The organism is Crenobacter luteus (assembly GCF_004345725.1).
In the GTDB taxonomy this organism is placed as follows: domain Bacteria; phylum Pseudomonadota; class Gammaproteobacteria; order Burkholderiales; family Chromobacteriaceae; genus Crenobacter; species Crenobacter luteus.
This window is the reverse complement of record NZ_SLXG01000014.1, coordinates 1-17,987: the sequence shown is the minus strand read 5'-3', so window position 1 is coordinate 17,987 and position 17,987 is coordinate 1. Positions and strand designations below refer to the sequence as shown.

General features: G+C 66.6%; 22 protein-coding genes and 1 tRNA gene. 4 read left to right on the top strand and 19 right to left on the bottom strand.

The annotated features are described in order from the left end of the window. Positions 1–18 precede the first annotated feature (18 nt). Complete coding sequence (locus EV683_RS09450; protein WP_066610443.1) at positions 19–606, bottom strand: TetR/AcrR family transcriptional regulator; 588 nt, start codon at positions 604–606, stop codon at positions 19–21. Between the two features lie 117 nt (positions 607–723). Between EV683_RS09450 and dapF the strand changes: the two genes are divergently transcribed. Then, positions 724–1,554 (top strand): diaminopimelate epimerase, encoded by an 831-nt coding sequence (gene dapF / locus EV683_RS09445; RefSeq protein WP_131862611.1) that lies wholly within the window; start codon positions 724–726, stop codon positions 1,552–1,554. 32 nt (positions 1,555–1,586) lie between these two features. Beyond that, positions 1,587–2,237, top strand: coding sequence for a DUF484 family protein (locus tag EV683_RS09440; protein WP_131862610.1), 651 nt, complete (start codon positions 1,587–1,589; stop codon positions 2,235–2,237). Between the two features lie 76 nt (positions 2,238–2,313). On the opposite strand, the gene EV683_RS09435 is transcribed toward EV683_RS09440, so the two are convergent. The 10 genes from EV683_RS09435 to EV683_RS09390 form a co-directional block, all read right to left on the bottom strand. Further along, positions 2,314–2,772 (bottom strand): OsmC family protein, encoded by a 459-nt coding sequence (locus EV683_RS09435; RefSeq protein ID WP_131862609.1) that lies wholly within the window; start codon positions 2,770–2,772, stop codon positions 2,314–2,316. Positions 2,773–2,814: 42 nt separating this feature from the next. Beyond that, positions 2,815–3,498: an isoprenoid biosynthesis glyoxalase ElbB gene (gene elbB, locus EV683_RS09430; protein ID WP_131862608.1), complete on the bottom strand. Its 684-nt coding sequence runs from the start codon at positions 3,496–3,498 to the stop codon at positions 2,815–2,817. A 92-nt stretch (positions 3,499–3,590) separates the two neighbouring features. Further along, positions 3,591–4,178 carry an LOG family protein gene (locus tag EV683_RS09425; RefSeq protein WP_066610373.1) on the bottom strand — a complete coding sequence of 196 codons (588 nt, stop codon included), beginning with the start codon at positions 4,176–4,178 and terminating at the stop codon, positions 3,591–3,593. A 76-nt stretch (positions 4,179–4,254) separates the two neighbouring features. Further along, positions 4,255–5,328: a prephenate dehydratase gene (pheA, locus tag EV683_RS09420; RefSeq protein WP_066610371.1), complete on the bottom strand. Its 1,074-nt coding sequence runs from the start codon at positions 5,326–5,328 to the stop codon at positions 4,255–4,257. 249 nt (positions 5,329–5,577) lie between these two features. Beyond that, the gene (serC, locus tag EV683_RS09415; RefSeq protein ID WP_131862607.1) at positions 5,578–6,660 is read right to left on the bottom strand and encodes a 3-phosphoserine/phosphohydroxythreonine transaminase; all 1,083 of its coding nucleotides are present in this window, start codon (positions 6,658–6,660) and stop codon (positions 5,578–5,580) included. Between the two features lie 19 nt (positions 6,661–6,679). Next, positions 6,680–7,126 (bottom strand): PaaI family thioesterase, encoded by a 447-nt coding sequence (locus tag EV683_RS09410; RefSeq protein ID WP_066610368.1) that lies wholly within the window; start codon positions 7,124–7,126, stop codon positions 6,680–6,682. Then, on the bottom strand, positions 7,123–7,596 hold the full coding sequence (locus EV683_RS09405) for a PaaI family thioesterase (RefSeq protein WP_066610367.1): 474 nt from the start codon (positions 7,594–7,596) through the stop codon (positions 7,123–7,125). The genes EV683_RS09410 and EV683_RS09405 overlap by 4 nt, the downstream gene beginning before the upstream one ends. Continuing rightward, positions 7,593–10,178 (bottom strand): DNA gyrase subunit A, encoded by a 2,586-nt coding sequence (gyrA, locus tag EV683_RS09400; protein ID WP_131862606.1) that lies wholly within the window; start codon positions 10,176–10,178, stop codon positions 7,593–7,595. The genes EV683_RS09405 and gyrA overlap by 4 nt, the downstream gene beginning before the upstream one ends. Positions 10,179–10,313: 135 nt before the next feature. After that, positions 10,314–11,057, bottom strand: a complete 744-nt coding sequence (locus EV683_RS09395) for an amino acid ABC transporter permease (protein WP_131862605.1) — start codon at positions 11,055–11,057, stop codon at positions 10,314–10,316. A gap of 123 nt (positions 11,058–11,180) precedes the next feature. After that, positions 11,181–11,972, bottom strand: coding sequence for a basic amino acid ABC transporter substrate-binding protein (locus tag EV683_RS09390; protein ID WP_066610360.1), 792 nt, complete (start codon positions 11,970–11,972; stop codon positions 11,181–11,183). Between the two features lie 138 nt (positions 11,973–12,110). On the opposite strand from EV683_RS09390, the gene EV683_RS14285 reads away from it, so the two are divergent. Both EV683_RS14285 and EV683_RS09375 read left to right on the top strand, forming a co-directional pair. Further along, positions 12,111–12,851, top strand: a complete 741-nt coding sequence (locus tag EV683_RS14285; RefSeq protein WP_165916811.1) for a hypothetical protein — start codon at positions 12,111–12,113, stop codon at positions 12,849–12,851. 44 nt (positions 12,852–12,895) lie between these two features. Beyond that, positions 12,896–12,971, top strand: a tRNA-Thr gene (locus EV683_RS09375). 597 nt (positions 12,972–13,568) lie between these two features. On the opposite strand, the gene EV683_RS09370 is transcribed toward EV683_RS09375, so the two are convergent. The 8 genes from EV683_RS09370 to EV683_RS09335 all read right to left on the bottom strand — a co-directional run bounded on the left by EV683_RS09370 (position 13,569) and on the right by EV683_RS09335 (position 17,872). Next, on the bottom strand, positions 13,569–14,363 hold the full coding sequence (locus tag EV683_RS09370) for a DNA adenine methylase (protein ID WP_131862602.1): 795 nt from the start codon (positions 14,361–14,363) through the stop codon (positions 13,569–13,571). Further along, positions 14,311–14,526, bottom strand: coding sequence for a Com family DNA-binding transcriptional regulator (locus EV683_RS09365; protein ID WP_131862601.1), 216 nt, complete (start codon positions 14,524–14,526; stop codon positions 14,311–14,313). The genes EV683_RS09370 and EV683_RS09365 overlap by 53 nt, the downstream gene beginning before the upstream one ends. Before the next feature lie 211 nt (positions 14,527–14,737). Then, positions 14,738–15,085, bottom strand: a complete 348-nt coding sequence (locus EV683_RS09360) for a hypothetical protein (RefSeq protein ID WP_207910435.1) — start codon at positions 15,083–15,085, stop codon at positions 14,738–14,740. A gap of 14 nt (positions 15,086–15,099) precedes the next feature. Continuing rightward, positions 15,100–15,372, bottom strand: coding sequence for a tail fiber assembly protein (locus EV683_RS09355; protein WP_131862600.1), 273 nt, complete (start codon positions 15,370–15,372; stop codon positions 15,100–15,102). A gap of 10 nt (positions 15,373–15,382) precedes the next feature. Continuing rightward, positions 15,383–16,192: a hypothetical protein gene (locus EV683_RS09350; RefSeq protein ID WP_131862599.1), complete on the bottom strand. Its 810-nt coding sequence runs from the start codon at positions 16,190–16,192 to the stop codon at positions 15,383–15,385. A gap of 12 nt (positions 16,193–16,204) precedes the next feature. Beyond that, a complete protein-coding gene (locus EV683_RS09345; RefSeq protein WP_207910434.1) occupies positions 16,205–16,708 on the bottom strand; it encodes a phage tail-collar fiber domain-containing protein in 504 nt (167 codons plus the stop codon). Continuing rightward, positions 16,705–17,565 (bottom strand): phage tail protein I, encoded by an 861-nt coding sequence (locus EV683_RS09340; RefSeq protein ID WP_131862598.1) that lies wholly within the window; start codon positions 17,563–17,565, stop codon positions 16,705–16,707. Before EV683_RS09340 ends, EV683_RS09345 begins: the two co-directional genes overlap by 4 nt. Further along, on the bottom strand, positions 17,558–17,872 hold the full coding sequence (locus EV683_RS09335) for a baseplate J/gp47 family protein (RefSeq protein WP_131862597.1): 315 nt from the start codon (positions 17,870–17,872) through the stop codon (positions 17,558–17,560). Before EV683_RS09335 ends, EV683_RS09340 begins: the two co-directional genes overlap by 8 nt. Between the last annotated feature and the right edge of the window lie 115 nt (positions 17,873–17,987).

Here is a 17,987-nt window from a genome sequence, read left to right as displayed (position 1 = left end):
TTTTTTCGGGAGGGCGTTTCAGGCGCCCGGGGGAATGCCCAGCTGCGCGCGCAGCGCCGACTTGACCTGGGGCAGCAGGTCCGGCGCCATGCGCGCCAGTTGCAGCGCGCCCTGCAGCGACGCGTAGAGCAGATCGGCGGCCTCCGCGTCGGACGAGGACGGCGCGAAAGCGCCCTCCTCGCGCCCGCGCCGCACAAGGGCCAGCGCCCAGGCGCGCATCTCGGCGACGAACAGCGCCGCCTCGGCCTTCAGCGCGTCCGGCAGCGTGTGGAACTCGGCCGACAGGCTGCCCGACGGGCAGATCTGCTGTTCGTTCCGATAGTAGGCGTCGGACAGCGCGATGAAGCGCTCGAGTTGGCCGCGCGCGTCGAGCTCGGCCGCCGCCTCGATGTAGCGCGCCAGTCGCCGGCGGTAGCGGCGTACCAGCTCGACGCCGAGGTCGACCTTGTGCGGGAAGTGGTAGTGGATCGCGGCGTTTTTCACGCCGAGCTCGCGGCTGATGTGCTGGTAGCTGAAGCCGTTGAAGCCGCGTCCGAGCCACAGCAGCTCGGCGAGGTCGAGAATCTTGCCGCGGGTGTCGTCGCGCGCGGCGGGGGCTGTCTGCATCGTCGTCATGACTTCACTTTACTTATCGATCAGTAAGGGTGTCAATTTTCCGGATGACGGCAGTATGCGGGGTGTTAATATGATGCCGATCCGCGATTCCCCCTTCACAAGCACAGCATGAAACTCAAATTCAGCAAGATGCACGGCCTCGGCAACGACTTCGTCGTGATCGACGGCGTGCGCCAGACCGTGACCCTTAGCCCCGAGCGCATCCGCGAGCTGGGCGACCGGCACTTCGGTATCGGCTTCGACCAGTTGTTGCTGGTCGAGGCGCCGCGTGACGCCGACAACGACTTCCGCTACCGCATCTTCAACAACGACGGCGGCGAGGTCGAGCAGTGCGGCAACGGCGCGCGCTGCTTCGCGCGCTTCGTCACCGAGCAGCGGCTGACCAACAAGCCGGCGATCCGCGTCGAGACGGCGCGCGGCGTGATCGTGCCGCAGCTGGAGGCCGACGGCAGCGTGAAGGTCGATATGGGCGTGCCGCGCCTGGCGCCGGCCGAGATTCCCTTCGTCGCCGACGCCGAGGCGGTGAGCTACCCGCTCGAGGCGGCCGGCGGCACCTGGCAGATCAGCGTGGTGTCGATGGGCAATCCGCACGCGGTCCAGGTGGTCGACGACGTCGACGCCGCGCCGGTCGGCGCGGTCGGCGCGGCGATCGAGTCGCACCCGCGCTTTCCCGAGCGCGTCAACGCCGGCTTCATGCAGGTCGTCGCGCGCGACGAGATCCGCCTGCGCGTGTTCGAGCGCGGCGCCGGCGAGACGCTGGCCTGCGGCACCGGCGCCTGCGCGGCGGTGGTCGCCGGCATCCGCCGCGGCCTGCTGGACGAGACGGTCAAGGTCCACACGCGCGGCGGCGACCTGAGCATTTCCTGGGCCGGCCCCGGCCAGCCGGTCTACATGACCGGTCCGGCGGTGACGGTGTTCTCCGGCGAAGTCGAGTTCTGAACGGGCGCGGCTCAGCGCAAAGCGGGGTGACGATGCATAGCGACGAGGTGTTGGCGTTTCTCGAGGCCGATCCGGCCTTCCTGCAGGCGCATGCGGCGCGTTTCGGCCTCAGGCCGGCCGCCGAGCGGGTCGTCGTACCGTTGGCCGAGCGGCAGCTGCTCGAGCTGCGCGACAAGACGCGCCAGCTTGAGGGCCGGCTCGCGCAACTGCTCGCGCACGGCGAGGCGAACGACCGCACGCTCGGCCGCCTGCACCGGCTGACGCTGGCGCTGTTGGCCGAGGACGAGCCGTCGGCGCTGGTCGAGGCGCTGACGTCGACCTTCGCCGACGCCTTCGGACTCGACCGCGTCGCGCTGCGGCTGTGGCACCCGGCCGCAGCCGCCCTCCCCGCGCTGTGCTGCACGCGCGAGGCGACCCGCCAGCACGCGCGCAATCTGTCGGCGCCCTATTGCGGCCCCTACGCCAGCGACGAGGTGATCGGCTGGTTCCCGGCGCAGCCGGTGCTCGAATCGTTCGCCCAGCTGCCGCTGCGCGCGCCGGGCCGCGAACCCTTCGGCCTGCTGGTGCTCGCCAGCGGCGACGCCGACCGGTTCACCCGCGCGATGCACACCCAGTACCTCGCGCAGATCGGCGAGATGGTCTCGGCCGCGCTGTTGCGCGTGCTCGAACGCGACGCGCGCTGAACGGCGTCCGGTCACGAAAAAGCTCGGCCAACCCTCGCAAGGTTGGCCGAGCTTTTTACTTGACGCCGCCGGCCGCTCAGACCGTCTCGGGGACCTTCACGACGGCGCCGAGCGAATCGACCACCGTCACCCGGGTCGGGATCGCGGCGGCGACGCTCTGCGTGACGGTGCAGAAATCTTCGAAGCTGGCCAGGATGCGGTCGAGCTTGCCGTAGGCGTGCGCCGGCAGGCCGAGCCGCAGCGTGACGGCGATGCCGGTCACGCGCAGGCGGCCCCGCTCGTTGCGGTCGACCTCGCACTCGGCCGCGGTCGACAGCGGTGCGTCCGGTTCGCGGTACTTGCGCAGCGCGAACAGCAGGCTCGCCGTCAGGCAGTTGGCCACCGACGCGAGCAGCAGCTGCGTCGGCGCCGGCCCTGCCCCGCCGCCCAGCGGCGGCGGCTCGTCGGCGACCAGCGACTGGCCGCCGTCGAAGCGGGTGTCGAACTGGTAGTCCTGACGCTGCGTCAGCGTCAGCCTGATCACTTCCTCGGCCATGGTTCTTCTCCTTTGCGCACCCGGGTTGAACGGACCGGCGGCTCAGTGCAGCAGCGGCTTGAGCGCCGCGACGGCCGCCTGGCACGAGGCGAATACCTCGGCCGGGGTGGCCGCGCCGTACATATAGGCCGGCGCGGTGACGAAACGGTGCGCCTCGTCGACGCAGGCGGCGTCGACCGGCGTCTCGACGTGGGTCTGGCCCCAGGCCTCCAGCGCCTCGACCAGCGCCGCGCCCTCGGCGTGCGTGCCGACGGTCAGCTTCGCGCCCTGGATACCGGCGTCGCGCGCGGCCAGCGCCAGCACCAGCGGCGCCGCGCACAGCGCGAGCAGCGGTTTCTGCTCGAGGATGAAGTCGAGCGCGACGGTGCGCACGTCGTCGTAGAGGCGTGCGTCGCGGCCGTCGGTCGCGAAGGTGGAAAGGTTCTTGGCCGCGCCGAAACCGCCGGGGAACAGCACCGCCGCGTGCTCGGACGCCTTGAGCCGCGACAGCGGCGCGATCTTGCCGCGCGCGATGCGCGCCGACTCGGTCAGGATGTTGCGCGCCCCGTCCCCGTCCTCGCCCTTGGCGTGGTCGAACACGTGCATCTGCGGCCGGTCGGGCGCATAGCAGACGTAGGGAATGCCGGCCTGGGACAGCGCGATCAAGAGGCCGACCGCCTCGGTGATCTCGGCGCCGTCGACCACGCCGCAGCCGGACAGCACCACGGCGACGGATTGTTCGGACATGGGGTTCTCCTTCTTGGGGTGAAGAAAAAGGTGGGCCACGCTTGATGCGGGCGACGGTCACGGCGAAGCCGCCGCCCGACTTGGCCGGCGCGCTAGCCCGCGACCGTCGGCAGCCAGCGGTCGGCCGCGCGATGGTGGTAGGTGCGCAGGGCCGCGAACAGGTCGTCGATGTCCGGGTGGGCGGTGACGAGGCCGCGGTTGTCCTCGCGGATGAAGCCCTCGGTGATGCCCTTGTCGATCAGCGCCATCAAGGGGTCGTAGAAGCCGTTGAGGTTCAACAGCGCGACCGGCTTCTTGTGCAGGTGCAGCTGCGACCAGGTGACCATCTCGAACAGCTCCTCGAAGGTGCCGAAGCCGCCCGGCAGCGCGACGAAAGCGTCCGAATGCGCGGCCATCTGCGCCTTGCGCTGGTGCATCGACTCGGTGACGATCAGCTCGCTCAGTCCGCCGTGCGCGACTTCCTTGTCCTTCAGAAAGCCGGGGATGACGCCCTTGACGCGCCCGCCGGCGGCTAGCGCCGCGTCGGCGACCGCGCCCATCAGGCCGACGTTGCCGCCGCCGTAGACCAGCGTCAGCCCCTCGTCGGCGACGCGCCGGCCGAAGGCCTCGGCGGCGGCGCGGTATTCGGGGCGCACGCCCGGATTGGCGCCGCAGAAGACGCAGATCGATTCCAGTTCCATCCTGTTTCCCATAAAGCTGTTTGTGCCGCCGGCGCGGAAAGCCCCCGCCGGCGCGATCGAGCGGAGCCGCGCCGGGTCAGAGCACCGCCACCGGGTAGGAGCCGAGCACCTTGACGTAGGCGGCGCGCGCCGCGAGGCCGTCGAGCGCCTGCTGCAGCGCTGCGTCGCCGTGATGGCCCTCGAGGTCGATGAAGAACACGTAGTCCCACAGGCCGGCGCGCGACGGGCGCGATTCGAACTTGGTCATCGATACGCCGTTCTCGGCCATCGGCGCCAGAAGCGAGTGCACCGCGCCCGGGCGGTTGGGCGCCGAGACGACGATCGAGGTCTTGTCCTGGCCGCTGGGCGCGACGTCCTGGTGGCCGAGCACCAGAAAGCGCGTGGTGTTGTTCGGCTCGTCCTCGATGTTCTCGGCCAGCTTGACGAGGCTGTAGCGCTCGGCGGCCGACTGGCCGGCGATCGCGGCGAAGCTGTCGTCCTCGCTGGCCAGCCGCGCCGCTTCGGCGTTGCTCGCCACCGACACGCGCTCGACGTCGGCCGGCAGGTTCTTGTTCAGCCATTCGTGACACTGCGCGAGCGACTGCGCGTGCGAGTAGACGCGGCGGACGCCGTCGAAGTCCGGCGTCTTGCGCAGCAGGTGGTGGTGGATGCGCAGCACCACCTCGCCGCAGATCTTCAGCGGGGTGTTGACCAAGAGGTCGAGCGTGCGGCCGACCGCGCCCTCGGTCGAGTTCTCGACCGGCACGACGGCGTAGTCGAGCTGGCGCGATTCGACCAGGCGGAACACCTCGTCGATCGACGCGCAGGCGACGGTATGCGCGGCGTGGCCGAAGTGCTTGACCGCCGCCTGCTGGGTGAAGGTGCCCTCGGGGCCGAGGAAGGCGATGGACAGCGGCCGTTCGAGCGCCAGACACTCGGACATGATCTCGCGGAACAGCCGCGCGACCGATTCGCCCGGCAAGGGACCCGGGTTGATGTCCTTGATGCGGCGCAGGACCTGCGCCTCGCGCTCGGGACGGTAGACGACACCGCTCCCCTTGATCTCGCCGATGGTGCGCGCGTGCTCGGCGCGCTCGTTGAGCAGTTTCAGAACCTGGGCGTCGATGCTGTCGATGGCGTCCCGATGTTGTTTTAGCAGTTCTTCCGACACGTTCTCAGTCTTTCAAATGGCAGGTGGCCTTGGCAATCGACTAAGTTTCCGCGAGATGGCCGGTCGTCGCAAGGCGTGTCGCGAGAAATTCCCGGTGCCGGCGCGCTCGCGGGCGGCACGAGGACGACGCCCCCTGCGCCTGAACGCGCGGCAGCCAGTTTGCGCCCGGATCGTCCCGCGGGCGACAAAAAAACCCGCCGGCATGCCGGCGGGTTCGCAAGGTTGGCCGAGCCGCCCCTTGCCGCGGGCTCAGCCGTGCTGGCGCGCGAAGTCGAGCATGAAGTGCACCAGCTGCTTGACGCCCTCGATCGGCATCGCGTTGTAGATCGACGCGCGCATGCCGCCGACGGCGCGGTGACCCTTGAGCTGCACGAGGCCGTTCTTTTTCGCCTCGGACAGGAAGGTGTCCTCGAGCGCCTCGTCCTTCAGGCGGAACACCACGTTCATCTGCGAGCGGAACGGCGCCTCGATATGGGTGGTGTAGAAGCCGTCGCTGGCGTCGATCGCGTGGTAGAGCAGCCCGGCCTTCTCGGTGTTGCGCGCCGCCATCGCCTTGACGCCGCCCTGCTCCTTCATCCACTTGAACACCAGGCCGGCGATGTAGATCGGGTAGGTCGCCGGCGTGTTGTACATCGAGTCGGCGTCGGCGTGGGTCTGGTAGTTGAGCATGGTCGGCAGGTCGGCGCGCGCGCGGCCGAGCAGGTCTTCGCGCACCACCACCAGCGTCAGGCCGGACGGGCCGATGTTCTTTTGCGCGCCGGCGTAGATCAGGCCGAACTTGGATACGTCGACTTCGCGCGACAACAGGTCGGACGACATGTCGCACACGAGCGGCACGTCGACCTCGGGCACGAAGTCGAACTGCAGGCCGCCGATGGTCTCGTTCGAGGTGTAGTGCAGGTAGGCGGCGTTCGGGTCGCACTGCCATGCGTCCTGGCGCGGCACGTAGCTGTAGCGGCGGTCTTCGCTGCTGGCGACGACGTTGACCTTGCCGTAGCGGCGCCCTTCCTTGGCGGCGAGCCTGGACCAGTGGCCGGTGTCGACCAGGTCGAAGCCGGCCTTGTCGCCCAGCAGGTTGAGCGGCACCATCGCGAACTGCAGGCTGGCGCCGCCTTGCAGGAACAGCACCTTGTAGTTCGACGGGATGCCCATGAGTTCGCGCAGGTCGTGCTCGGCGTCGTGGATGATCTCCATGAACTCCTTGCCGCGATGGCTCATTTCCATCACGCACATGCCGGAGCCGTGCCAGTCGAGCATCTCGCTCTGCGCTTCGGCCAGCACTTCGTGCGGCAGGACCGCCGGGCCGGCGGAAAAGTTGTACACCTTGGCCATCTTGTCTGTCTCCAACGTGTCAGGCAGCGGTTTGCAAAAGGAAGTGCGCGCGCGCGACGGCGACCGGCCGGCTCGGCTCGTCCTGCCAGGCCTCGATCAGCACGTGCGCGACGCGCTTGCCCTGCTTGGTGATCGTGCAGCGGGCGTACAGCGTCCGGGCGCGCCCGGAGCGCAGGTAGTCGAGCGAGAAGTCGACGATCTTCGGCGTCTCGAGCGATTCGCGGTTCCACATCAGGTGGATCAGCGCGGCGTTCTCGAGGAAGCCGCCGATCAGCCCGCCGTGCAGCGCCGGCAGCACGGTGTTGCCGACGTTCTTCGCGTCGAACGGCAAGGAGAACAGCAGCCCGCCCGTCTCGTCCTCGGCGAATTCGACGCCCATCAGCCGCGCGTACGGAATCGCGTCGATGATGTCCCGGTAGCGCTTCTGATCGCGCAGCTCGAGCAATCGTTCCATGAAGGCGCTCATTTCGTCCCTCCGTCGCGCCAGATCGGCAGCGGGGTCGATTCGCGCATGAAGGTGGCGACGCCGTGCGCGATCGGATCGTTCGCGTCGTCGTGATAGCAGACGGCGCGCGTGAAGCCGACCTGGCCGGCGAGCCGGTAGCATTCGGCGGTGCAGAAGATCGCTCGCCCCGGCGTCGCGGCCTTCAGGTAGTCGATGCGCAAGTCGAGCGTGGCGATCGTCTCGAGCTCGGCCAACCTTGCGGAGACCGCGATCGCGCTGGTGGTGTCGACCAGCGAGGTGATCACGCCGCCGTGCACCACGCCGGTCGCCGGATTGCCGACGAGGTCGGGCCGCCATTCGACCTTCAGCGTCGGCTTGACGCCGTCGAGGCCGACGTATTCGAAGCCGAGCGTCTTGCAGTGCGGCAGCCTGGCGAACACCGCCGCGAGCGTCTCGAATACTTCGCGGTTGGCGGGGGTGTTCACGCTCATGCCCCGGCGCCCTCGCCGGCCGCTTCGCCTCCTTCGGCCTCGTCGTCGCCCTCGGCAACCTTCTCGATGCCGATCAGCTTCTCGCCGTCGTCGAGGTTGATCAGGCGTACGCCCTGTGCGGCGCGGCCGGTCTCGCGCACCTCGGCGACCTTGGTGCGGATCAGCACGCCGCCGGTGGTGATCAGCATCACGTCGTCGCTCTCTTCGACCAGGACGGCGGCGACGAGGCGACCGTTGCGCTCGCCGGTGTCGATCGCGATCACGCCCTGCGTGCCGCGGCTGGTCAGGCGGTAGTCGCCGACCGGCGTGCGCTTGCCGTAGCCGTTTTCGGTCGCGGTCAGCACCTGCTGCGCGTCGTCGCTGGCGACCAGCAGCGAGATCACCTGCTGGCCCTCGGCCAACATCATGCCGCGCACGCCGCCGGCGGCGCGGCCCATCGCGCGCACGTCGGTCTCGCTGAAGCGCACCGACTTGCCGGCGTCGGAGAACAGCATCACCTGGTCGTTGCCCGAGGTGAGCGCCACGCCGATCAGCTTGTCGTCGTCGTCGAGGTTGATCGCGATGATGCCGGCGGTGCGCGGACGCGAGAAGTCGACCAGCGAGGTCTTCTTCACCGTGCCGTTGCCGGTGGCCATGAACACGTACTGGTCTTCGCGGAATTCCTTGACCGGCAGCACCGCGTTGATCTTCTCGCCGTCGGCCAGCGCGAGCACGTTGACGATGGGCTTGCCGCGGCTGGTGCGGCCGCCCTGCGGCACGTTGTAGACCTTGATCCAGTAGCAGCGGCCGAGGCTGGAGAAGCACAACAGATAGTCGTGCGTGTTGGCGACGAACAGCGTCTCGACGAAGTCGTCTTCCTTGGTCGCGGCGGCGAGCTTGCCGCGGCCGCCGCGGCGCTGCGATTGATAGTCGCCGACCGGCTGCGCCTTGATGTAGCCGCCGTGCGACAGCGTGACCACCATGTCCTGCGGGGTGATCAGGTCCTCGATGTTGATGTCGCCGCCGAACGGCTCGATCTCGGAACGGCGCGCGTCGCCGAACTGCGCCTTGATCGCGGTCAGCTCGTCGGAAATGATCTGGTTGATGCGCTCGGGGCGGTCGAGGATGTCGATCAGGTCGAGGATCACGTCCATGATCTCGCGGTACTCGCCGACGATCTTGTCCTGCTCGAGGCCGGTCAGGCGCTGCAGGCGCAGCTCCAGAATCGCCTGCGCCTGCGTGTCGGACAGGCGGTAGCCGTCTTCCTTGAGGCCGAAGGCCTCGGCCAACCCTTCCGGGCGCGCCTTGTCCGGGTCGACGCGCGACAGCATCTCCTCGACCAGGTCGGAACGCCAGGCGCGGCCCATCAGGCCGGCCTTGGCTTCGGACGGCGTCGGCGACGCCTTGATCAGCGCGATAATTTCGTCGACGTTCGACAGCGCGACCGCCAGACCTTCGAGCACGTGGCCGCGTTCGCGCGCCTTTCTGAGTTCGTACAGCGTGCGGCGCGTCACCACTTCGCGGCGGTGGCGCAGGAATTCTTCCAGGATCTGCTTGAGGTTCAACAGGCGCGGCTGGCCGTCGACCAGCGCGACCATATTGATGCCGAAGCTGTCCTGCAGCTGGGTGAGCTTGTACAGGTGGTTGAGCACCACCTCGGGCATTTCGCCGCGCTTCAGTTCGATCACCACGCGCATACCGGACTTGTCCGACTCGTCCCTGAGGTCGGAGATGCCTTCGATCTGCTTGTCGCGCACCAGTTCGCCGATGCGCTCCAGGAGGCGCGCCTTGTTCACCTGGTACGGGATCTCGTCGACGATGATCGCTTCGCGGTCGCCCTTGCCGATCGGCTCGACGTGGGTGCGCGCGCGCATGATCACGCGGCCGCGGCCGGTGCGGTAGCCTTCCTTGACGCCGGCGGTGCCGTAGATGATGCCGGCGGTCGGGAAGTCCGGCGCCGGGATGATGTCGATCAGCTCGTCGATCGTCAGCTCGCTATTGGCCAAGAGCGCGAGGCAGGCGTCGACCACCTCGTTGAGGTTGTGCGGCGGGATGTTGGTCGCCATGCCGACGGCGATGCCGGAGCTGCCGTTGATCAGCAGGTTCGGGATCTTGGCCGGCAGGATCAGCGGTTCGTGCTCGGAGCCGTCGTAGTTCGGGCCGAAGTCGACGGTTTCCTTGTCGATGTCGGCCAAGAGTTCGTGCGCGATGCGCGCCATGCGGATCTCGGTGTATCGCATCGCGGCGGCGTTGTCGCCGTCGACCGAGCCGAAGTTGCCCTGGCCGTCGACCAGCGGATAGCGCAAGGAAAAGTCCTGCGCCATGCGCACGATGGTGTCGTACACCGCGGTGTCGCCGTGCGGGTGGTATTTACCGATCACATCGCCGACGATACGCGCCGATTTCTTGTACGCGCGGTTCCAGTCGTTGGACAGTTCGTGCATGGCGTACAGCACGCGACGGTGCACCGGCTTGAGGCCGTCGCGCACGTCGGGGAGCGCGCGGCCGACGATCACGCTCATCGCGTAATCGAGGTAGGAGCGGCGCATCTCCTCTTCCAGGCTGATCGGAATCGTTTCCTTGGCGAAAAGCTGATCTGTCATGGGTAAATGGGCAATCGCTCTTGATGGCAAATACCTGCGATCTTAGCACGGCGCGGCCCTGCCGGTCAGGCCCGCCCCCGCCGGCCGGCAAGAAAAAAGCCGGCCCGAAGGCCGGCTGCGGCGAAGTGCGTGACCTCAGCGCGTCGCGATCTTCAGCCGCGTCTCGAGGTGGGCGATGCCCCAGGCCATCAGAATGGTCAGCGCGAGGTAGACGAAGGAGATCGTCAGGTACGGCTCCCAGTAGCGCGAGTAGACGCCGGCGACGGTGCGCGCGGCGAACGCCAGCTCGGCAAGGCCGATCGCCGACACGAGCGAGCTGTCCTTGAGCAGCATGATCGCCTCGTTGCCCAGGGGTGGCAGCATGCGGCGGAAGGCCTGCGGGATCACCACGAAGCGCATCGCCTTGCCGTAGGAGAGGCCGAGCGAGCGCGCCGCCTCCATCTGGCCCTTGTCGATCGACTGGATGCCGGCGCGGAAGATCTCGGTGATGTAGGCGCCGGCGTTCAGCGTCAGCGCCAACAAGCCAGAGAAAAAGGCGCCGTAGTTCTGGCGGATGTCGCGCGCCAAGTCGCCGTCGATCAACAGCCCGTCGGTCGGGTGCACCAGCATCGGCATCAGCGCGAAGTGGACCAGCAGAATCTGCACGAACAGCGGCGTGCCGCGGAAAAAGGTGACGTAGGCGCCGGCCGGCCAGCGCACGCCGAGCTTGAGCGCCCATTTGAGCGCGCCGTGGCGCGCCTCGGCCAACCTGGCCACCCCCATGAAAAGGCCGATCAGCACCCCGAAGAAGATCGCGATCAAGGTGATGCCCAGCGTCATCTTGATCCCGTCGATGAACAGGGGCAGATACTCGACGATCATCTGCCAGCGAAAATCCATGATGTCCTCCCTACGAACATCGTCTTGTCATGCGTCGCCCGGCGGGCGCGCCGTTGGCCCGTCGCGGCGGACGGGCGGTCATGAAAAAACCTTCCCCGGCGTTTGCCGGGGAAGGGGCCCTGCTCAGTTACCGAAATATTTCTTGTAGATCTGGTCGTAGGTGCCGTCGGCCTTGATCGCCGCGAGCCCCTTGTTGATCTTCTCCAGCAGCTCGGTATTGCCTTTTTTCACCGCGAAACCGTAGAACTCGGGGGCGAAGGTCTGCGCGTCCTCGACGGTGACGATGCCGCTGCCCGGGTTGTTCTTCACGTAGTTGATCACCACGCCGTTGTCGCCGACCGACGCCTGCACGCCGCCGCTTTCGAGCTCCTTGAGCGCCAGCGGCATGCTTTCGAAGCGCTTGATGTTCGGGCTGGTTTTGCCGAGCAGCTTCTGGACCACTTCGTCGCCGGTGGTGCCGGTCTGCACCGATACCTTCTTGTTCTTGAGGTCCTGGAAGGACTTGACGTCGCCGACACCCTTGCCGACGGCGATCAGCTGGCGCGCCTCGAAGTAAGGCTCGGAAAAGTCCATGCTCTGCTTGCGCTGGTCGGTAATGGTCACCGACGAGGAAATGATGTCGCGGTCGCCCTGGTCAAGCGTTGCGAAAATGCCCTCCCACGGCGTGTTCAGGAAGCGGACCTTGAAGCCACCCTTTTCCGCCACCGCGGACAGCACCTCGACCGAGAAGCCGACCACTTCGTTCTTGTCGTTCTGGAACTCGAACGGCGCGTACGCGGCGTCGCTGCCGACGATGTATTCGCGCGCCTCGCCCGCCGCACCGGCAGCCGGCGCTTCCTCTTTCTTGCTGCAGGCCGTCACGGCGAGCGCCGCGGCCACCACGCCGGCAAGTACCCATTTCTTTTGCAAAATCATGCGGATTCCCCCTCGTAATTCGTCGATCGGTATCGATTCTCATGGGCTGCGCCCAGTCGGGCGCAAAGCCTTTCCATGTTAATATAAAAAACACAGCCCATCCTGTAATTGCCGATTGTATACGACTACGCCCCCATCATGACTTTCAACGCATTCCGACGCCTGTGCGCGCTGGGGCTGCTCGGCCTCTGCCTTGCCGCACCGGCCCAGGCCACCCTCGAGGACGCGCCGCTGCCTGGCGACTTCCAGCCCAGAGCGCCGGCGCGCGCCAAGGCCAACCGGGCCGCTGCCCCGGCGCCCCAGCCGGCGGCCACCCCGGTTCGCAAGGTGCAAGCCGAGCCCCGGCCCGTCCGGACGACCACGTCGGGCCCGAAACGGGCCGACCGGGCAACAAAACGCGACCACAAGGCCTCGCCCCGCCCGGTGGCCGGCAAGAAACGACCGTCGAGCGTGAGTCCGTCGCTCAAACCGAGAGCGCGAGGCGTTAGCCGTCCGGTCGCGATCAAGGCGAAGGACGGCAAGCGCGGCCGCATCGCCACCCAGGCGACGTCCCGCCGCCACGAGGGCAAGCAGCCGACGTCGAAGGCCGCGGGATCCGCCCGCCCGCTGCAGGCGTCGAAGCGCACCGCCCGCCCCACGCACGCCATCGGCAACCGGGGGACCGCCACCCAAAAGGCGACGGCGCGCAAGCTGCGCGCGGCCGGCCCGGCAAGCATGCAAAAGAAATCGGCCACGCCGGCGCGCGTCGCGGCCAAGCCCAAACGTGTCGTGCGCAGCCAAAAGGTGCGCCCGCAACAGAAGCAGCGCCCGGCCAGGTCGGCCGCAACGGCCAAGTCAAGGGTGCAGACCCTGCACCGGGTGAGCAAATCCGGGCGCTGAGGCTTGCGGCATATGACGTAACTGGGCGATAATCCGCCTCCTTCGCCGGCGTAGCTCAGTTGGTAGAGCAGCTGACTTGTAATCAGAAGGTCGAGGGTTCGACTCCTTTCGCCGGCACCAGATACGACGGGCCTTGCAGCAATGCAAGGCCCGTTTTGCGTGCGGGGTTTTAGGCGGAATATTAGACAATCGTGTCTAATATTCCGCTCCGGCGAGTCTCGGAAGTGAGAGCCTTGACCGTACTTTCCGGGACGCCGAGCCGGGCTGCCGCCTGCGAAATACTGACCCCTGCCCGCCTCGGCTCCGCCACCTGCTCAACGGCAGCTTTCTCGGGGCGGCCCAAGTGCTTGCCTTATCAGCCCACCCAAGCTGATTCTGTTTCCCATCCGACGTTTCCGCCCGTCGCGCCTCTCTCTATACCGAGCCATCCCCGTTGCTGGGTGGTTATCATGCGCCGCCTTCCGTCCGCGCACGGCCCCGCGCCCCTGGCGACCCTGCTCGCTGCTTCCCGCGCCAAGTGCATCGGCTGTCTACGCACACCTGTAACGCGGCGCGCATTTTGGCACCCGTTTGCGCTAGTTTTGGCACCACAGCTTAACACCACGCCGCACCGGATTTGCGCGTTAATTGTCACGAAGCCCCGCGCAATGCGGGGCTTGTTGCTTCTGGCCTTGGCGTGCAAGGCTTTTCAGGTAGAATATTATTGGGGTTTTGTTTTTAGAATAACCCGCCCAGCGCCTCAGGCTCCCGGTTGGTAATCACCAGCTCCCGGCTGGTTTCGGGTGCGCCGTGGGCGTTGCCGGTGCTGTACTTGATGTCCAGCCCTTCCATCCAGAAACCCTTGAACGCCGCCCGAATGTCGGGGTGGTCATTGATGCTGACCATCACCTTCCCCTTGCAAGTCCGCATTGCCTCGGCCAGCTGCAGGTATTGGTCGAACTCGAAAGGCACGCCGTAGCCTTCGGTTTGCCAGTACGGCGGATCGGCATAGAAGAAGGTATGCGGACGGCCATAGCGCTTCAGGCAGTCCTGCCACGAAAGGTGCTCGACGTTGGTGCCAGCCAACCGCAGATGCGCTGCACTGAGGTTTTCTTCGATCCTGCAGAGGTTGATCATAGGCGCGGTGGTGGCTGTGCCGTAGTTCTGGCCAGCCACTTTGCCGCCAAACGCATGGTGCTGCAGGTAGAAAAAACGCGCCGCGCGCTGGATATCGGTCAGGGTCTCCGGGCGGGTCATCTGCTGCCACTTGAACACCTCGCGGCTGCTCAGTGCCCACTTGAACTGCCGGACGAACTCCTCCATGTGGCTCTGCACCACCCTATATAAATTCACCAATTCCCCGTTCACATCATTCAGCACCTCGACCGGCGCGGGGACGTGGCGCAGGAAGTACAGTGCCGCGCCACCGCAGAACAGTTCCACATAGCACTCGTGTTTCGGGAACAGGGGTAACAGCTTGTCAGCCAGGCGTCGTTTGCCGCCCAGCCAAGGGATGATCGGACTGGCGTCCATCGTCGTCTCCTTGTTGTGGCGCTCCTGGGCGCTCGGAGGGGAGGCTCTCGGCCTTCAAATGGTTCATGGCCCGACAGCGCGGGCACTTGATGGTCAGTTCGATATAGCGGCCAGAGGCCAGTTTGCGGCCACACTGGCCACAGCGAATTTCAACGTTAAACATCTGCAAGCCCTTATCGGGTGTCAATTATTCCGCTAGACTTGCCGCGCTTTCAGCGCTGAAGGCGGCAGCCTCGGGATGACTTGCAGCTATGGTCTGCGGGTCAGCTGGCCGGGAGGGTGCTCCAACACCCTCCCGGTCGCTGTCTTCTCTTCCTACGCGCTCAACAAACGGCGCGCGTCGTTGTAGTGCGATCCCAACTTGTAGCGGGGACTCATAGCCGAGCGACGGCATCGTCCAGACTCAGACCGTGCCGCATCTGCACCTGGTACGCCTGCACCTCACACCACAGCCGATGCCGTGCCCACAGGGCGTAGGCCAGCGAGTGCGTGGCCATGCCGGCCGGTGCGATCGCCAGTGCCAGGGACCAGTGGGTGCCGCCCACCAGCGCGAGCAGCGCCACCAGCGCCATGCCCACCACGCCCTCCTGGTACCACTGGCGAACGTGCTCGTACTCGTGGGCGTGGATGCCGGCGTCGGCGCGGTACTCGGGACGGATGCGCACGATCGGGTCGTTGGCCGTGCCGCCTACCCCGGAGGGCAGGCGGTCGGTGTAGATCACCAGGTGGGGCAATCTCACGGCTGCACCGGCCATACGACGTTATCGAGGTCAGCGGCGGCTTCCGGCACGTCGCGCAACGCCTGGCGGTAGCTGGCCCAGGCGGCTTTCTGCTCAGCGGTCAGCGGTGCGTCGGACAGCTGGGTCCAGTCGCACTCGTTCAGCCGGCGGTTGCGCTCGGCACGCAGTGCCTGTGCCCGCAGTTCGGCGGGCGAAGCCAGCCCGGTGGCGGTCATGATCAGGGTGTGCTCGTCGCGCTGATCAGAGTGGCTCTTCTGCAGTTGTTGCATGGTTCAGTCCTTAGCGATTGGTATTGGTGATGCCTGCGAAGACGCCGCCCAGCATGCCGGCAGGCGGCGTACCACTGGCGGCCACGTCCAGGATCAGGTCGAAGATGTTGTACATCTGCGGGGCACGATGCTGTGGGTTCCACTTGCCGGGCACAATTTGCGGCAGCGCGAGGTAGAGGGTGTCGCCCACGGCTGGTGCACCACCGACGCCGATATCGACGTGGACGTATTCGCCCGCGTTGTTCGAGCTGAAATGGTGGGTGACCTGATTCCACACACCTTTTTTTGCACTGTCCGTCCAACCCCAATCCGCCCCGCCGACCACCTTGTGGTACATCACCACACTGGTGAACTCACTTACCTTGACGTGCTGGTACGGAATATGAAAAACGTACGGCCCGAACCCTGCGGCGATGCTCTTGATCGTGAGCTGGACGATGTTGAACTTGGCCGAAAAGTGCTGGCGGTCGCAGCCCATGTATTGAAGGAGTTCACGCACCACCGGCGGGCGGGTGGTCGGATCTTCGCCAGTTCGCACCGGGATGATGGTGACGTCAAACTTACCCCAGAAGTCACCACCAGCATGCACTCCCATTGCCAGCGGCAATTGCTGTGGTTCCGTACCGCCGAGCGCGGTAAGGCTGGCGTTGAAGTTGACAGCGATGGCCGGATGCTCATCCAGATGGCCCGCACGCCAGTTGTCTAGATCGGCAATCTTGGCGGTGACGCGAGCATCGACGTGTGCCTGCTTATTGGCGACCTCTTGGGTCAGGGCGGTGGTCGAGTCGACCAGCGCGGCGATTTGGGATTCCAGGCTCATAGGGCTTCTCCTTTATTGCAGGTAGGGTTTGATGACGAGGCGCTGCAACTTGACCATGGCGTTGGCCAGTGAGGCGTACTCGCCGGCCATTGCCAGCGACAGACCGGCGCCGGTGGACTGCACCGCCACGCTGTCCGCCGGTACCGCTGATAGCGTCAAGTCATAGGCCAGTAGCAGATCGACGCCGGCCGCTTTGTACGCGAGCGGTTTGTTCTGATCGCTCCAGACGGCGAGCATCGTGCCGTCAGCCAGCACGAAGCCGACTTCGCGCACCCAGAACTCGGTGTTGCCGGCGGCCAAGGCGGTCAGGTGAATCTGGCGCGAACTGACGCGCTTGCCATCCGCCACCGGGTAGCGGGCGCGCTCGGAGCGCAGACCGGTCTGGCCCTGGTTGGGCGTGTAGCCCATGTCGCCCAGGGCGATGTGGGTGATCTGGGCAGCCAGGCCGTCATTGCCGGCGCGCCAGATCGCGTTGAGACCGACTTCCAGAATCGTCGGCAGTAGTGGCGTGCTCATTGAACCTCCATCGAAACACGTAGAACGGACAGCGGGCGGCAGGCCGAGGCGAGCCGCACGGCGTTGGTTGCGGGGGCCGGCTGTACCGGCTGCGGCTCGGCCAACAGGCGCGTCACGGCATGCGCCTGCTGGACGTTGGCGGCGCGCAGCGGCTGCTCCGCAGATGTTGGCTGCACGGCCAGCGGCTCGGCGGCATTGCGGCAAGTGGCGGTGGTGGCCACGGAGCTGGCCAGGCGCAGCGGCTGCGCGGCCGGCGTCGGCTGCACGGCCTGGGCGTCGCCGGCCCAGCGGCCGACGGCGGCGGCTTCCTGGGCGTTGGCCAGCGACCAGGCGGGCTGGTCGAAGCGCACGCCCACCTTGAAGCCGTAGCCGCTCCGTGCAGGCTTCACGACGTCGACCATACGCCGGAGGCTGTCGTATAGCCCGGCGGTAAGGATGGGCTGCCCTGGCAGCAGGTTGTCGTTCACCCACAGCAGCAGATCGAAGGTGTACGGGGTGGCCGGTGGGTTTTGCTGCCACCATTCGGCCAGTTCGGCCGTCACGCCGAAGATGGCCAACACCTCATCCAGGGCATAGCGGGTACCACGGTAGCGGTGCAGCTCTATGGCGCGCTTGATCAGCGCCCGGCGTTGTTCGTCGGTGCTGGCCAAATACCAGCCTTCGTGACCCATGACGTGGAACTGCTCGCCCAGGGCTGGCAGCGCCTCGCTGCTGACGCTGTCCACCAGATTGACCAGGGTCGGCGCGGTGTCCAGCTGCTGGATGCGCGAAAGCAAGGCGTCGAAAGCCGCCAGCCGGCTATCGTGCGCCAGCGAGTCGGGGAGCAGCCCGGTTGGGCGCGGCGTCCAGTTAGCCATCACTCCTCCCCGTCACACGGACGTTGATGGCCGTGCAGCGCGCCCACTCATGGGGTGCGAGCGAGCGAACGGCTGCCGGTTCCAGCAGCTCGACGCGGTACACGCCTGGCACCGATAGAGCAGCCACCAACTGGCTGGGAACGATGTCGCGGCCCAGCTTCGCCGCCAGCGTGCTGACGTGCTTCTCGGCGGCGGCCTGCAGCAATGCTCCCGCCGATGTCGCGTCGGCATCGGTGTAGAGCGTGAGCTGGGCATCTACCACGTAGTCCACCGGCTGCGGTGCCAAAACTTCCACCAAGTCGGTCAACGGGCGGGCCTTGGTGTGACTGACCTGCTCCCCCTAAACAGGGCCACCTGAAACTTAGTAAAGTTCGTTTTATACGAGGAGAACGGACTTGAAGAAGCGGTTCACGGAAGAGCAG